This window comes from Erwinia sp. V90_4 (assembly GCF_029967685.1).
Classification (GTDB): domain Bacteria; phylum Pseudomonadota; class Gammaproteobacteria; order Enterobacterales; family Enterobacteriaceae; genus Erwinia; species Erwinia aphidicola.
This window is the reverse complement of record NZ_JASCAQ010000034.1, coordinates 64,786-79,934: the sequence shown is the minus strand read 5'-3', so window position 1 is coordinate 79,934 and position 15,149 is coordinate 64,786. Positions and strand designations below refer to the sequence as shown.

General features: G+C 56.7%; 16 protein-coding genes. 11 read left to right on the top strand and 5 right to left on the bottom strand.

Going from position 1 to position 15,149, the window contains the following annotated elements; translation table 11 throughout:
* Positions 1–138 precede the first annotated feature (138 nt).
* The 10 genes from QLG07_RS04055 (at position 139) to spy (ending at position 10,242) form a co-directional block, all read left to right on the top strand.
* The gene (locus QLG07_RS04055; protein ID WP_133623474.1) at positions 139–1,047 is read left to right on the top strand and encodes a bestrophin family ion channel; all 909 of its coding nucleotides are present in this window, start codon (positions 139–141) and stop codon (positions 1,045–1,047) included.
* A gap of 167 nt (positions 1,048–1,214) precedes the next feature.
* A complete protein-coding gene (locus QLG07_RS04050) occupies positions 1,215–1,934 on the top strand; it encodes a hypothetical protein (RefSeq protein ID WP_282468538.1) in 720 nt (239 codons plus the stop codon).
* Positions 1,935–2,154: 220 nt separating this feature from the next.
* On the top strand, positions 2,155–2,337 hold the full coding sequence (locus QLG07_RS04045) for a hypothetical protein (RefSeq protein ID WP_282468537.1): 183 nt from the start codon (positions 2,155–2,157) through the stop codon (positions 2,335–2,337).
* A gap of 81 nt (positions 2,338–2,418) precedes the next feature.
* The gene (gene tssD / locus QLG07_RS04040; RefSeq protein ID WP_282468536.1) at positions 2,419–2,898 is read left to right on the top strand and encodes a type VI secretion system tube protein TssD; all 480 of its coding nucleotides are present in this window, start codon (positions 2,419–2,421) and stop codon (positions 2,896–2,898) included.
* Between the two features lie 425 nt (positions 2,899–3,323).
* Positions 3,324–4,544 carry an aspartate aminotransferase family protein gene (locus QLG07_RS04035; protein WP_282468596.1) on the top strand — a complete coding sequence of 407 codons (1,221 nt, stop codon included), beginning with the start codon at positions 3,324–3,326 and terminating at the stop codon, positions 4,542–4,544.
* A complete protein-coding gene (gene astA, locus QLG07_RS04030; RefSeq protein ID WP_282468535.1) occupies positions 4,541–5,575 on the top strand; it encodes an arginine N-succinyltransferase in 1,035 nt (344 codons plus the stop codon). Before QLG07_RS04035 ends, astA begins: the two co-directional genes overlap by 4 nt.
* Complete coding sequence (astD, locus tag QLG07_RS04025; RefSeq protein WP_282468534.1) at positions 5,572–7,041, top strand: succinylglutamate-semialdehyde dehydrogenase; 1,470 nt, start codon at positions 5,572–5,574, stop codon at positions 7,039–7,041. The genes astA and astD overlap by 4 nt, the downstream gene beginning before the upstream one ends.
* Positions 7,038–8,366, top strand: coding sequence for an N-succinylarginine dihydrolase (astB, locus tag QLG07_RS04020; RefSeq protein WP_282468533.1), 1,329 nt, complete (start codon positions 7,038–7,040; stop codon positions 8,364–8,366). The genes astD and astB overlap by 4 nt, the downstream gene beginning before the upstream one ends.
* Positions 8,367–8,439: 73 nt before the next feature.
* Positions 8,440–9,441: a succinylglutamate desuccinylase gene (gene astE / locus QLG07_RS04015; RefSeq protein WP_099754368.1), complete on the top strand. Its 1,002-nt coding sequence runs from the start codon at positions 8,440–8,442 to the stop codon at positions 9,439–9,441.
* Positions 9,442–9,753: 312 nt separating this feature from the next.
* A complete protein-coding gene (gene spy, locus QLG07_RS04010; RefSeq protein ID WP_048916227.1) occupies positions 9,754–10,242 on the top strand; it encodes an ATP-independent periplasmic protein-refolding chaperone Spy in 489 nt (162 codons plus the stop codon).
* A gap of 129 nt (positions 10,243–10,371) precedes the next feature.
* Here the strand turns inward: spy and cho are convergent, their stop codons facing one another.
* The 4 genes from cho to QLG07_RS03990 all read right to left on the bottom strand — a co-directional run bounded on the left by cho (position 10,372) and on the right by QLG07_RS03990 (position 14,047).
* Positions 10,372–11,241 carry an excinuclease Cho gene (cho, locus tag QLG07_RS04005; RefSeq protein ID WP_048916226.1) on the bottom strand — a complete coding sequence of 290 codons (870 nt, stop codon included), beginning with the start codon at positions 11,239–11,241 and terminating at the stop codon, positions 10,372–10,374.
* Between the two features lie 82 nt (positions 11,242–11,323).
* Complete coding sequence (nadE, locus tag QLG07_RS04000; RefSeq protein WP_048916225.1) at positions 11,324–12,151, bottom strand: ammonia-dependent NAD(+) synthetase; 828 nt, start codon at positions 12,149–12,151, stop codon at positions 11,324–11,326.
* A 124-nt stretch (positions 12,152–12,275) separates the two neighbouring features.
* Positions 12,276–13,466 (bottom strand): multidrug effflux MFS transporter, encoded by a 1,191-nt coding sequence (locus tag QLG07_RS03995; protein WP_048916224.1) that lies wholly within the window; start codon positions 13,464–13,466, stop codon positions 12,276–12,278.
* Positions 13,463–14,047, bottom strand: coding sequence for a helix-turn-helix domain-containing protein (locus QLG07_RS03990; protein WP_282468532.1), 585 nt, complete (start codon positions 14,045–14,047; stop codon positions 13,463–13,465). The genes QLG07_RS03995 and QLG07_RS03990 overlap by 4 nt, the downstream gene beginning before the upstream one ends.
* 198 nt (positions 14,048–14,245) lie before the next feature.
* Between QLG07_RS03990 and osmE the strand changes: the two genes are divergently transcribed.
* Positions 14,246–14,584, top strand: coding sequence for an osmotically-inducible lipoprotein OsmE (gene osmE, locus QLG07_RS03985; RefSeq protein WP_048916222.1), 339 nt, complete (start codon positions 14,246–14,248; stop codon positions 14,582–14,584).
* A 63-nt stretch (positions 14,585–14,647) separates the two neighbouring features.
* Here the strand turns inward: osmE and QLG07_RS03980 are convergent, their stop codons facing one another.
* Positions 14,648–15,055 (bottom strand): DUF6515 family protein, encoded by a 408-nt coding sequence (locus tag QLG07_RS03980; protein ID WP_282468531.1) that lies wholly within the window; start codon positions 15,053–15,055, stop codon positions 14,648–14,650.
* Between the last annotated feature and the right edge of the window lie 94 nt (positions 15,056–15,149).

The following is a 15,149-nucleotide window of genomic DNA, read 5'->3' as shown; positions in this document are numbered from 1 at the left end:
GGAATGTTCTGGCCGCTGAGAGGGTGATTTTTGTCAATATGCGGCCAGCAAATATATGTGATTAAACTCACAAAATATCACTTCTCAGGCGCGAGATTTTTCCGCACAATCGCGAAAAATCCCACTCATCCTCACATCATGATCATCCGCCCAACAAATAGTCACTGGTTTGTCCGCCTGTTCGCCTGGCACGGTTCGGTATTACCCGGCATCTGGTTCCGCCTGTCGCTGAATCTGCTGATGTCGATCATCGCGATTTACTGTCTCGACTGGTATGAAACCCTGGGGATTAAGCTGACGCTGGCCCCGTTCAGCCTGCTCGGGGTGTCGATTGCGGTGTTTCTTGGCTTTCGCAACAGCGTCTGCTTTGGTCGCTTTATCGAGGCGCGCATGTTCTGGGGCAACTTACTGATTGCCTGCCGCACGCTGCAGCGGCTGGCGCAGGCCATTTCCCCCGCAGAAGCGCCGCGCGTGATGGCGCTGCTGCTGGCATTTTGCTACAGCCTGAAGCACCAGCTGCGCCGCACCGATGCCCATGCGGACCTGCGCCGCTATCTCGGTGATGAAGCCGATGAAATCTTAACGCGCCGCGCGCCGACTAACTTTATTGAGCTGCAGCTGTCGAACTGGCTGGCGGAACAGCGACGTCGTGGCAATATTTCCGATATTCTCTACCAGCATATGGACAGCAATATTAACCAGCTGTCGCAGGTGCTGGGCGGCTGCGAGCGGCTGGCGAGCATGCCGGTGCCCTTTGCCTACGGCCTGCTGCTGCACCGCACGGTCTACCTGTTCTGTACGCTGCTGCCGTTCGCGCTGGTGCCGGACCTGCATTACATGACGCCGCTGGTGTCGGTGTTTATCTCTTACACCTTCCTGTCGCTGGACACGCTGGCAGAGGAGCTGGAGATGCCGTTTGGCCTTGCCAAAAACCATCTGCCGCTGGATGCCATGTGTATCAATATTGAGATCAACCTGCGCGAGATGAGTCTGGAAACCGAACTGCCCGATACCCCGGTGCCGGATAAACACTATCGCCTGACGTGATGGTTATTTAATGCTAAATAGCCCCTTAACGATTGCGACGTTGACTGTCTGTTGATGATTGCGGTCGTTAAATCATTGGGTGTACTTATTTAGCATTTTTACTATAGATTCACGCTATCTGAATGCGACACGATAAAAAATTAACTCAACTTATTGGGGAGGTAATGATGTCTGCATCAGATCTGTTAAAACTGAAGTTTCACAGCGACAGGCAGCTAGCGCTTTATTCGGAAGCCGGGCTTAAAAACGTTATCCGTTCTGCCCAGGGCGTGGTTTCTAATGTTTACTCTGGAATGGAGCGCGCCTCGTGGTATACCTCCTGCCTGACTGAAAGGTATGCAGATGTGTGCAATGAACTGTTCACTGAAGAAAGGAGGATGGCGCTTTCTGTAAAATCTATTTACAAATATCGTGATGTCATACAATTGATGATTATGATTTATATACAGCTTATTTTGGATGATACAGAGTCTGGAAATCAGAAGAGTAAAGTTCAAAATGTTGTAAAAAAAGTTACCAGTTTTTTAGCAAATAAAGAAGTCGGGAAAACCACCCGATTGGCAATGTCTTTAACACTTTCTAAGGTTTTGGCTGAATCGCAGTTATTATCAAATACAGTTATCGGGAGAGTTTCAAAAGGAATGCCGTATGTTATCGCCTTTTTACAATTCTATGGCATTGAGCAAAAAGCTGCATTAGCTGCAAGGAAACTTAAATCTCTTGAGCCAAGCTTTTATTGGGTACTATATGAACTGCAGATAGAGATGTTATATTATTTCATCGAGCCTGTAATGAATAATCTTATCAAAAAGATACAACTTGCAGGGGGGCAGCGTCTCAATCAGTCAGATCTGCTAGAGATAATAAGGAGTGAAGTCAGTGTTTAAGAGTCTGATAGAGTTGTCTATTACGGACCTTTTGTTCCCTGCGGCTATGCTGGCGTGCTGCCTATTTTTCTTATCATACTTCCCTGAGCACGCGCACATAATGATATTGATTTCATTTGTTGTTCTTGTGGAGGTTCTCTTACGAATTATTAAGCCGTTTATCACATATAAGTAGGGCTGGTTAAATATGTACCTGAGTTGAATGGAAAAGGAATGGTAAATGTTTAAAAGTTTAATTTCATTGATTTTATCAGATCTACTTTTTCCGGCGTGTTTGATTGGTGTTGCAGTGTTTTGTGAGAGTATTTTTTCAAAATACTGGTTTGGGTATACAGTCATTGGTTGGGTTGCTTTGATCTTTATTTTCACCAAAATATCAGCACCATTTGATAAGTTAAAGTGAACGCGTAACCAACACCCCGAAATATAGGTTGCAGAGCAGTACCCGGTTTTATGGATATTCTTAACTAAGAAGGAGTTTAGTATGTCAAATCCCGCCTATCTCTGGTTAGAAGATGAAAATGGTTCTCCCATCGTGGGGGGCTCGCTGGTTAACGGACGCCTCGGGGCGATAGAGCTAAAATCATTAAGCCATAACCTTAACATTCCGGTTGATGGCAATACCGGGCGCCTTACCGGAACCAGAGTACATGCTCCCATTATGGTACAAAAGGAGTTCGATAAAACCACGCCTCTGCTCTACCGAGCATTGGTGAACGGAGCAAAGCTGAAAAGAGGGATCATTAAGCTGTATGAGATATCTGAGGCCGGTCGGGAAATGGAATATTTCAATATCCTCCTCGATAACGTCAAAATCGTTTCAATCACGCCGGATCTCTATCCTGGCGCCGCAACGGGCACGCATTTAGAAACCGTCATGCTGCGCTACGAAATGATTACCTGGAAGCATTGCAACGGAAACATTGTATTCAAAGACTCATGGAACGAACGTATGACGGCCTGAGCTGGCAAATGACCCTTTCTCAGGGTGGCAGCCTGCCACCCTTGATAAGTTTTAACTTTTCTTAACTCTCCCTCTTTTGGTGCAACTGGTTCATTTTGGTGCGCTAACTGCCTCTTTTTAAAACCTAATTCTGGCTTTGATCACATAATCGATATTTTATTTTAGCAATGCATAATTCTGCTTTTTATTGTGCGGTTAAGCCGGGCGGATCGGAATCTTATTCACTTTTTATGCATTAAGTGTGAATAGCGACTTGGCGTAAGTGATTGATATATGGTTGTTCAAAATGGTTTATGCATTTTTACCGCTAGCTGGCACGCAGCGTGCAATCTACAGTAGAGCTGCAATGAATCATCTCATTAACATTTTTTAAACTTTTAATTCACCCTGCACGCAAGCAGGGGATAATGAAATACGAGGCCGCTATGCAACCGTCAGTCACCCGTCAAAACTTTGATCAATGGATTGTTCCTACCTACGCACCTGCCAGCTTTGTGCCGGTCAGGGCTGAAGGGTCGACCTTATGGGATCAGGAGGGCAAGTCGTATATCGACTTTGCCGGTGGCATTGCGGTTAATGCCCTGGGCCATGCCCACCCGGACCTGCAGCTGGCGCTGCAGCAGCAGGCCGCACTGCTGTGGCACACCGGCAACGGTTATACCAATGAGCCTATCCTGCGCCTGGCGAAGCAGCTGGTGGATGCCACCTTTGCCGACCGGGCGTTTTTCTGTAACTCCGGTGCGGAAGCCAACGAAGCAGCGCTGAAGCTGTCGCGTAAAGTGGCCCATGATAATGGTGCTGAAGATAAAAATGGCATCGTGGCGTTTAACAACGCGTTTCACGGACGCACGCTGTTCACCGTTTCTGCCGGTGGGCAGCCCGCCTACTCGAAAGATTTTGCGCCGCTGCCCGGTGGTATTCAGCACGCGGTGTATAACGACCTCGCCTCCGCTGCCGCGCTGATTAACGACAGCACCTGTGCGGTGATCGTTGAACCGATCCAGGGCGAAGGCGGTGTGGTTCCGGCGCAGCCGGCATTCCTGCGTGGCCTGCGTGAGCTGTGCGACCAGCACGGCGCGCTGCTGATTTTTGACGAAGTGCAGAGCGGGGTGGGCCGCACCGGTTCGCTGTATGCCTACATGCACTACGGGGTAACGCCGGACGTGCTGACCACCGCGAAAGCGCTGGGCGGCGGCTTCCCGATTGGTGCGATGCTGACCACCGAAACGCTGGCGGCGCACCTCAACGTTGGCAGCCACGGCACTACCTACGGCGGCAATCCGCTGGCAGGGGCGGTGGGTGGAAAAGTGATGGAGCTGATCAATCGCCCGGAAGTGATGGCGGGCGTGATAGAGCGTCATCAGTGGTTTGTCGACGGTCTCAACCAGATCAACCAGCGTTTGCAGCTGTTTAGCGAAATTCGCGGCCTCGGCCTGCTGATCGGCTGCGTGCTGAATCAGGATTTCCAGGGTAAAGCCAAACAGATCAATCAGGCAGCGGCCAGCGAAGGGCTGATGGTGCTGATTGCCGGGGCCAACGTGGTGCGCTTCGCGCCGTCGCTGATTATCACCCGCGAGGAAGTGACCGAAGGGCTGGCCCGCTTTGAACGCGCCTGCCGTACGCTCACTGAAGGAGCCGGCCTATGATGTTTATTCGTCCCGTTGAACGAGACGATCTGGCACAGCTGATGCACCTCGCCGGCAAAACCGGCGGGGGACTGACCTCACTGCCTGCCGACAGCGACACGCTGTCGGCGCGTATCGAACGTTCGATTTTGACCTGGCAGGGTGAACTGCCGCGTGCAGAACAGGGATACGTGTTTGTGCTGGCCGACAGTGAGAGCCAGAAGGCCGTCGGGATCTGCGCGATTGAAGTGGCGGTCGGTCTGCAGGACCCGTGGTACAACTTTCGCGTCGGCACCCAGGTGCACGCCTCGAAAGAGCTGAACGTGTACAACATGCTGCCGACGCTGTCGCTCAGCAACGACCATACCGGCAGCAGCGAGCTCTGTACGCTATTCCTTGACCCGGACTACCGCAATGGCAAAAACGGTTACCTGTTATCTAAATCGCGCTTTCTGTTTATGGCCGGTTTTCGCCAGCACTTTATGCAGAAGGTGGTCGCGGAGATGCGCGGCTGGATCGATGACGAGGGACGTTCGCCGTTCTGGGACAGCGTGGGCAGCCGCTTCTTCTCCATGTCCTTCGCCGATGCCGACTATCTGTGCGGCACCGGGCAGAAGGCGTTTATCGCCGAACTGATGCCGAAGCATCCGCTGTATATCGACTACCTGACGCAAGACGCGCGCGAAGTGATCGGCAAGGTTCATCCGCAAACGGCTCCGGCGCGCGCCGTGCTGGAAGCCGAGGGTTTCCAGTTCCAGAACTACATTGACATTTTCGACGGCGGCCCGACGCTGGAGTGCGACATTGATCGCGTACGGGCGATTCGTAAAAGCCACCCTATGACGGCGCGCATCGACCCGCAGCAGGACGAAAACCTGCCGCTGTGCCTGGTGTCGAATGAAAACTATCAGCAGTTCCGCGCGATCCTGCTGCCTGCCAATGCAGAGGCAGAGAGCATCAGTATTACGCCAGAACAGGCAGACATTTTGCTGTGCCAGCCGGGCGATAAGCTGCGGGTGGTGACACTTTTTCGTGAGGAGAAAAAAGCATGACGCACTGTATTAACGGCCAGTGGCTAATCGGCGGCTGCGACAACATCACAAAAACCGATCCGGTACACGGCGAGCTGCTGTGGCAGGGTAAAGCCGCCAGCGCCGGGCAGGTGACTGACGCCTGTGCCGCGGCCCGGGCTGCCTTTCCAGCCTGGGCGCGACGCCCGTTCTCCGAGCGTCAGGCAATTGCTGAGAAATTTGCCGTTCTGCTGGAAAAAAGCAAAGTGGAGCTGAGTGAGGCGATCTCGCGCGAAACCGGCAAGCCGCGCTGGGAAACCCAGACCGAAGTGCAGGCGATGATCAATAAAGTGGCGATCTCCGTGCGCGCCTATCATCAGCGCACCGGCGAGCAGAATGGTGCTGACAGTTCGCTGCGCCACCGTCCGCACGGCGTGATGGCGGTATTCGGCCCGTACAACTTTCCCGGACATCTGCCGAATGGGCATATCGTGCCAGCGCTGCTGGCGGGCAACTGCGTGGTGTTCAAACCGAGCGAGCTGACGCCGCTGACGGCGGAGATCACCGTGCGGCTGTGGCTGAGTGCCGGGCTGCCGGGTGGCGTGCTGAACATGGTACAGGGCGGGCGCGAAACCGGCCAGGCGCTGTCGCAGGAGCCGCAGGTGGACGGCGTGCTGTTTACCGGCAGTGCGGCAACCGGCTATCAGCTGCACCGTCAGCTGGCGGGGCAGCCTGCTAAAATGCTGGCGCTGGAGATGGGCGGCAACAATCCGCTGATCGTCGAAGATCCTGATAATATCGACGGCGCGGTGCATATCGCCATTCAGTCGGCGTTTATCAGCGCCGGGCAGCGCTGCACCTGTGCGCGCCGTCTGCTGGTGAAGCGCGGCGCGGCGGGGGATGCCTTCCTGCAGCGCCTGGTTGAAGTGGCGGCAAAAATTCGCAGCGGAAGCTGGAATGCCGAGCCGCAGCCCTTTATGGGCAGCGTGATCTCGCTGCAGGCCGCTGAGAAGATCTACAGCGAATGGCAGGCACGCATCGATAGCGGCGGCAAAGTGCTGCTGGCGATGCAGTGGCCGCAGCGCGACAGCGCGATCCTGACGCCGGGCATTATTGACGTGACCGATGTTGCCAACCTGCCGGATGAAGAGGTGTTCGGGCCGCTGCTGACGGTGATCCGCTACGACGATTTCGACCGGGCGATCCGCATTGCCAATAACACCCGCTACGGCCTGGCCTGCGGGCTGATCTCCCCACAGCGTGAGAAGTTTGAGCGCCTGCTGATTGAAGCGCGTGCCGGGATCGTGAACTGGAATAAACCGCTGACCGGGGCAGCCAGTACCGCGCCATTCGGCGGCATCGGCGCTTCCGGTAACCACCGCGCCAGCGCCTGGTATGCTGCAGACTACTGCGCCTGGCCGATGGCCTCGCTGGAGTCCAGCGATCTGTCGCTGCCTGCCAGTCTGTCACCGGGCCTCGATTTTAGCGATGCAGGAGGTGCCCGATGAGCGCACGTGAAGTTAACTTCGACGGCCTGCCGGGGCTGACCCACCACTATGCCGGGCTGTCGTTTGGTAATGAAGCCTCAACCCGCAACCAGCACCAGCAGTCCAACCCGAAGCTGGCGGCGTTGCAGGGCTTGATGAAGATGAAAGCGCTGGCGGATATGGGCTTTGCCCAGGGCGTGATCCCGCCGCACCAGCGCCCGGATATTGAAGCGCTGCGCCAGATTGGCTTTAGCGGCAGCGATGACCAGGTGCTGGCGCAGGCGGCAAAACAGGCACCGCAGCTGCTTTCTGCCGCCAGTTCGGCGTCGGCAATGTGGGTCGCCAATGCCGCGACCGTATCCCCTTCGGCGGACAGCGCCGACGGTCGCGTGCATCTCACCGTGGCCAATCTGAACAATAAGTTTCACCGCGCGATAGAAGCCCCCACCACGGCGGCGCTGCTGCGCGCTATTTTCCGCGATCGTGACCACTTCAGCGTGCACGACGCGCTGCCGCAGGTGGCGATGTTTGGTGATGAGGGCGCGGCCAACCACAACCGCTTTGGCAACGGCTACGGCGAGCCGGGCGTGCAGCTGTTTGTCTATGGGCGCGCAGAACGCCGTGGCGAGGTGGCTCCCGTGCGTTACCCGGCACGCCAGACGCTGGAGGCCAGTGAAGCCGTGGCACGGCTGCATCAGCTTGATCCGGCCCGCACGGTATTCGCTCAGCAGAATCCGGCGGTGATCGACCAGGGGGTGTTCCACAATGACGTGATTGCCGTCAGCAACCAGCAGGCGCTGTTTTGCCATCAGCAGGCCTTTGTTAATCAGCCGCAGCTGCTGGCGGAGCTGGGGGCGAAAGTGCCGGGCTTCAGCGCCATCGAAGTTCCGGATAGCCGGGTGAGCGTGGCCGATGCGGTGTCAACCTATCTGTTCAACAGCCAGCTGCTGAGCAAGCCAGACGGCAAAATGCTGCTGGTTCTGCCGGAAGAGGCGCGCCGCCATGCGGGCGTCTGGGCGTATCTCAGCGAGCTGATCACCCGCGGCGGCTTGATTGATGAACTGAAAGTATTCGACCTGCGCGAAAGTATGTGCAACGGCGGCGGTCCGGCCTGTCTGCGCCTGCGCGTAGTGCTGAATGAGCAGCAGCAGGCGGCGGTCAATCCGGCGGTGATGATGAACGACCAGCTGTTCGCCACGCTCAACGGCTGGGTAGAGCGCCACTACCGCGACCGGCTGTCGCAGGCTGACCTGGCCGACCCGCAATTGCTGCGTGAAGGACGTGAAGCTCTCGATGAGCTGACGAAGCTGCTAAACTTAGGCAATGTTTACCGTTTTCAGCAGTAACGCGATGATCGCAGGGCCGGAGATCAGCTCCGGCCTGTCATGGCTGAACGGCGATTGATTCTAAGGAGTATCAATGCAGGACTTCCTCACCACCACGCTAAACGGGCAAACCCCCTCCGCGCCTGAGGGGCGTAATGAGCATCTCAGCTGGCGCTGGATCGATGAGGGGATCGTTGAACTGACCCCGACCCAACCGGCGACCATGGCGCTGGTGGTCTCTGCCGGGATCCACGGCAACGAGACGGCCCCGGTAGAAATTGTTGAGCCGCTGCTGGACTCTCTGCTGCGCGGCGAGCGGCCGCTGCAGACGCGGCTGCTGGTGATTTATGGCAACCCGGCAGCGCTGAGGCGTAATAAGCGCTATCTGCACGGCGATATGAACCGCATGTTTGGCGGCCGCTGGCAGCAGTATGAAGACTGTCCGGAAGCGCGCCGCGCCTGGCGGCTGGAGCAGGCGATGGAGAACTTCTGGCAGGCCGGCGAGTACGAAGAGGTGCGCTGGCATATTGATATGCACACCGCGATCCGCGGCTCATGGCATACGCGCTTTGGCGTGCTGCCGCTGCGCGACACGCCGTGGCCGGAAGATTTTATGGCTTGGCTGGGCGTTGCCGGGCTGGAGGCGCTGGTGTTCCACCGCGCGCCGGGTGGCACTTTTACCCACTATAGCAGCCAGCATTTTCAGGCTGCCAGCTGTACGCTGGAGCTGGGTAAAGCACTGCCGTTTGGGCAGAACGATCTCAGCCAGTTCAGTGCGGCCCGGCAGGCGCTGATCGCGCTGATTTGCGGGGGGGAACCGCCTGCCGTCGCTGAGGCGCCGCGCCGCTATCGGGTCTCTCAGCAGATCACCCGTTTGTCGGATAGCTTTGTGCTGCATATGAACGACGACACGCTGAACTTCACCGTTTTCCCGCAGGGCACGCTGCTGGCGGAAGATGGCGAGAAGCGTTATTTTGTCCAGCAGGCGCGGGAGTACGTGCTGTTCCCTAATCCCAACGTCGCGGTCGGCCTGCGTGCCGGGCTGATGCTGGTCGAAGATAATGCGCATAATGAGGCGCTCGGCTCGACGCCGTAATCTGAAAATGAGCCGCCCCGTGGCGGCTCTGCCACGCAGTCGCCAGGCCGTTAATGCGTTAACTTTTTCCTTCCGCTATCCTGCCGCACAGATTACACTCCTCCATAATTTCTGCATAAACCTGTGCAAATTCATATTCTTTTGCAATTCCTCACCATAATCTTCGCATTCTCTTCATGATTGGCGTCAAATTGTCTTTTATGCTTTCAGGGCTTTACTGACGCTCTGACTACTTGACGTTCAGCGCCGTAAACTTGCTTCCGACATCACGACAATCGCGTCGTCATTGAACTGAAAAGTAAGGACTATATTATGCGTAAATTAACCTCTGTTTTTGTTGCCGCTTCACTGGCTCTGGGTGCTGCAAATATCGTTCATGCAGCCGCTGATACTCTGACGCCACCGCCGGCGGGCGCCGACAAGCCGATGATGCATAAGCCACCGCGTCACGGTGGAATGCACGAGATGTTTAAAGGACTGAATCTGACGGACGCGCAGAAACAACAGATGCGCACCATCATGAAAGAGTCCCATAAAGAGATGAAGCGCCCGTCGCTGGAAGAGCGCCGTGCGGTACATAACATTATTGCCTCCGACAGCTTCGACAAGGCGAAGGCAGAAGCGCAGGCTGAACAGATGTCTGCCAACGGCAAAGCGCGGGCAATGTCGATGCTGGAGACGCAAAACAAGCTGTATAACGTGCTGACCCCTGAACAGAAAAAACAGTTTAATCAGAACTTTGAGAAACGTCTGACTGAAAAGCCGCAGCATGAAGGTAAAATGGCGCCTGCAGAAGATTAAATCCGCTAGTTTTGAAGTGGGGAGGGATGCCTTCCCCCTTCGAACCGAGCAGGCTGCACAAATCTGAGACCGCCGACGTTGCCCACACCGCCTGAATAGCCGTGGTCACCGTCGGCGGTTTTGTTTTGTTCAGGCGCCGGGCAGAGGGATGATCGGCAGGCTGCCTTTCAGCAGCGGCTTGCAGAGGATCTTATAACCGTCGCTGTCAAAACCGGGCGGGGTGGTGCACAGGGCGGCGGCATCCGCCAGATCGCTGACTGAACCGAGGTAGAGCCAGTTATTGATCACATGTATCTGCTGCTGGCTGACGCCTTTTTCCACCACGGCGACGGCACCCGGCCATGGCCAGCACTGCAGGCGCACGGCGTCCAGCGCCGCCAGCAGGCGCTGCTGGTGCGCCTCCAGTGACTCTTCCCCACAGCAGGCTCCGGCGCAGCGTTTCAGGCTGTAGCGGAAGCAGGCGCGACCTTTAGTCAGCGTTTCCAGCCCCAGCAGGCCGTAGCAGAGCCGCTGCTCGTCGGCAATTTTTTGCAGGGTGTCCAGCGCGGCGCGGCGGCTGGCATACAGGCCGAACAGATCCGGGGTGTGCGAGAAGTCGACCTCTTTGGCATACACCACCTGCGGGCGCCCGGCGCGGATCTGTAGCGCGCACAGCTGGCGGTTTTTGCGCAGGCGCTTATTGAACAGCGGCTGCTGCAGTTTGATCATCTGGGCTTCCAGCAGCAGCGCGCCCAGCTCACCGGCGGTAGGGATAAAACTGATGCGCGTGGCCTGGCGCAGCATGCGTGCTTCATCCGGCGTGCGCAGATGCGACAGCACCCGGCTGCGGATATTGACGCTTTTACCGATATACAGCGGCAGGGTTTCGCTTTCACCATGAAAAATATAGACGCCGGGCAGGGAGGGCAGGGACTCGAGCCACGGACGCAGCTGTTCCGGATATTGGTAGATCGCGGCGGGTTCAAACTCAAGGCGATGACTGGCTATTCTTCTGACCACTAAAAACTCCGGCATACTGTGTATGCGCACAGTATAGCAGGAGTTTTCGCGTAAGGAATAACCGGTGAAAAGGCCGAAGGGGTTAACGTTTCCAGAAATCGTCAAACACCGTAATCGGCGGGCGGCGTTTGTGTTCGGTTTTCAGATACCAGTTCTCAATGGTTTTCGCTGCCGCCGGGTCGATGGTTTGCCCTTCCAGATAGCGGTCGATCATCTCATAGGTCACGCCCAGCGCCACTTCATCCTGCAGGCCCGGACGATCGTCTTCAAGGTCGGCGGTGGGGTGCTTCAGATAGAGGTGCTCCGGGCAGCCCAGCGCTTTCAGCAGCTGCTTACCCTGACCTTTATGCAGGCGGAAGATCGGGTTGATATCGGTGCCGCCATCGCCGTATTTGGTAAAGAACCCGGTGACGGCTTCCGCCGCGTGGTCGGTGCCGACCACCACCCCGGAAGTCATACCGGCAATGTTGTACTGAGTTTTCATGCGCTCGCGCGCTTTATCGTTGCCGCGAATAAAATCGGAAAGCGTAATTCCGGCATCGCGCAGCGCCTGCTCGCTGGCCTGCACCGCAGCCTTGATGTTCACCGTCAGCACGCGGTCCGGCTGAATAAACGCAATGGCGTCCTGGCAGTCCTGCTCATCGGCCTGTACGCCGTGCGGCAGGCGCACCGCGATAAACTGGTAGCTGCTGTCGCCAGTTTCAGCGCGCAGTTCGTTAATGGCGATCTGGCACAGTTTACCCGTCAGGGTAGAGTCTTGACCGCCGCTGATGCCCAGCACCAGCGACTTCAGGAACGGATACGTTTTCAGATAGGATTTAAGAAATTCAACGCTGGTGCGAATTTCTGCCTGAGCATCAATAGTGGGCTTGACGCCCAGCGCCGCGATAATGTCCTGTTGCAGAGCCATTTACCTCTCCTCATTTTCAGCGCCGACTGGCGGCGACCGTGTGCAATTTATCTGTTTAAGCTAACGTGCCCGGCGCGAAACCACAACAATCAATACGTTACTCTCTGCACCGGGTCTGATTGGGTCAGGCTGTTTTCGCTTTCTGTGCCAGCAGATTGAACATCAGAATCGCCAGCATATAACAGCCAAAGATGGTGGCGCTCATGGTCAGTACCGAGGTGCCACCGATACCGGTAACCGGGACGCTAATGCCGCCCAGGGTAAACATGGTGACGCCAATCACGGCCGAAGCGCTGCCTGCACGGTGCCCCTGGCTCTGCATCGCCAGCGAGGCCGCGGTGACGGAGATCACGCCGTTGCTGGCCACGCTGAAGAACAGCGCCACCAGTACCAGCGGCAGGCTCGCACTGCTTAGCCCCGCCACCAGCAGGCTGCCGGAAGAGATAAACGCCAGCACCAGCCCGCCTTTCAGCACGCGATACTCACCCCACAGCGGGCTGAGGCGGGCACTAACCTGTGATGCAATAATCAGGCCGACCCCATTGGCGGCGAAGCAGAAGCTGAATGCCTGAGGGGAAAGCTGGTAGATCTGCTGCAGGACGAACGGCGATGCGCCGATATAGGCGAACATGCCCGACATCATAAAGCCCTGCGTCAGGCAGAAGCCCATAAACGGGCGATGAGTGACCACCTGGCCGAGAGCCGCCCAGGCCGAGAACAGACTGCCCTGGCTGCGCCGCTCAGCGGGCAGGGTCTCGTGCAGCTTGAGGCGTGCCAGCACAAACAGCAGCACGGCAATCGCCGCCAGCACCATAAACAGCCCGCGCCAGTCGAGGAACGCCATCAGCGCGCCGCCCAGCACTGGCGCAGCAATCGGCGCCAGGCCGTTGACCAGCATCAGTAGCGCAAAGAATTTGGTCAGCTCGTGGCCGCTGTACATATCGCGGGCAATGGCGCGCGACAGCACCGCACCGCCAGCCCCGGACAGCCCCTCAAATAGCCGCGCCAGCAGCAGCTGATGGATATCCTGCGCCAGCGCACAGCCGATGGAGGCCACCAGCAGCAGCACCAGCGACAGCAGCAGCGGGCGAATACGGCCATATTTATCGCTTAGCGGGCCGAAAAACAGCTGGCCTAAGCCAAGGCCGAGCAGGCCGGCGGTCAGGCTCAGCTGTGCCGTTGCGGTCGGCGTGTGCAGGTCTTTAGCCAGTTCCGGCAGCGCGGGCAGGTAGAGATCGATGCAAAGCGGGCCAAGAGCCGCCAGCAGGCCGAGCGTGATGGCATAGCCAAGACGTTTGGGATGAGCAGGTGTCATGATTCCTCTGATCTGAAAAGAAGGTCGTTAATTTGCTGATAAAGGGTATAGAGACGTTCTGCTGACGCTTTCTGCGGCGTGATGCGGCGGTAAGAGGTGCCTTCCACCATGACGGCGAGGATCTCGACCGAGGCGCGAACCCGCTCAGGGCTGAACTCAGGATGTTCATCCGCCACTTTGCGACAGGCCTGGGTGAACATACGCTGGTCGGCATCGGCCATCATCTTTGCCACTCGCGGGTTGCGCGTGGCTTCGGCGGCAACCTCGATCATCAGGGCTTCATCCTCTTCATTGCGTACCCTGCGCCACGCCAGCAGCTCGGGCAGGTGGATGTTGCCGCTGGTGGAGATCATCTCCTGCAGGCGGTAGTCGATTATGCGGCGGATGATCTCTTCGATAATCGCGTCTTTATTGGTGAAGTAGCGATAGATTTGCCCCACGCTGAGCTGCGCTTCCAGCGCCAGCTGCGCCATGCTGGCGCCATGAAAACCATGCTGGCGAAAACAGCGGCGGGCAGCAGTGATAATCTCGTCCTGGCGCAGACGGTGGCGCGCATCGCGTGCTTCTGCTTGTGTGCTCATCGGCTCTCCGCTTGGGGGTGAGTGACCCATAACAATCTGTAAGCTACAGCAATAACAGGAATGCGAATGTTCATTCTCAATGGCTGCATTATAGGCATGGAGCAGAGAGATCGATAATAATTTGACGCCATAAAGTTGATAAATCTGCATTTATATTCCAGGCTTAAGCTTACATGGATAATAAATGAGGAAGAATAAATGCGTAAGTTGACGGGATTGATTGGTGCTGCTGTTGCCCTGGCCGTGTTGTCTGGCTGTACTGCCTACGACCGGGCTGAAAGTTATGTCACCAAACCAGTAGTGCAGGACGTGAAAAAAGGGATGACCCGCCAGCAGGTGCGTGACATCGCCGGCCCACCTTCTACCGAAATTACCATGGTCCACGCTCGCGGCACCTGCCAGACGTATGTGCTGGGCGAACGTGACGGTAAACAGCAGACTTACTTTGTCAGCTATAGCGACACCGGCCGTGTGATGAACTACGGCTTCCAGAGCTGCAAAGATTACGATACCGACCCGCAGGCTACCACCAAGTAACTGTTGGTTATGTAAAAAAAACGGTCACCGCGGTGACCGTTTTTTTTTGTCATTTTTAGCAAGTTACAGACCCGGCGGCCGTGGAACTTCCAGATATTCACCGTTGATTCTGCGGCGGTAGTAATGGCCGTCCTGCACGTAAAATCGCTCACCGTTGTAATCCAGCGCGCGCATGTCGTCGTAACTGTCGCGGTAATGTTCCACCGGGCGGTCAACCACCACATAGGTGTTATCGTTCTGGCGCTGGTAGTAGTTGCCGTTAAGCACATAGTAAGTCAGGCCGCCAATCAGCACCGCAGCGGCAGCACCGGGCAGAAATGATAAGCGCCCGGGGCCGTGGCCGCCGTGCCAGCCGCCGTCGCCATGATGCCAGCCCGGACCGGGGCCGGGACCCCAGCCGCCGGGATGGGCCGATGCCAGCGCCGGGGTAAGCAGCGATAAGGCGAAAAGTGTGGTTATCACCTTTTTCATAAGCATTCTCCTGGTTCATACCGGGTTCAGCATCTTCCTTACCCGGGATAAATACAAGCGCCAACCCCTCGCCATTTGCCGCTGCTTACAGCGC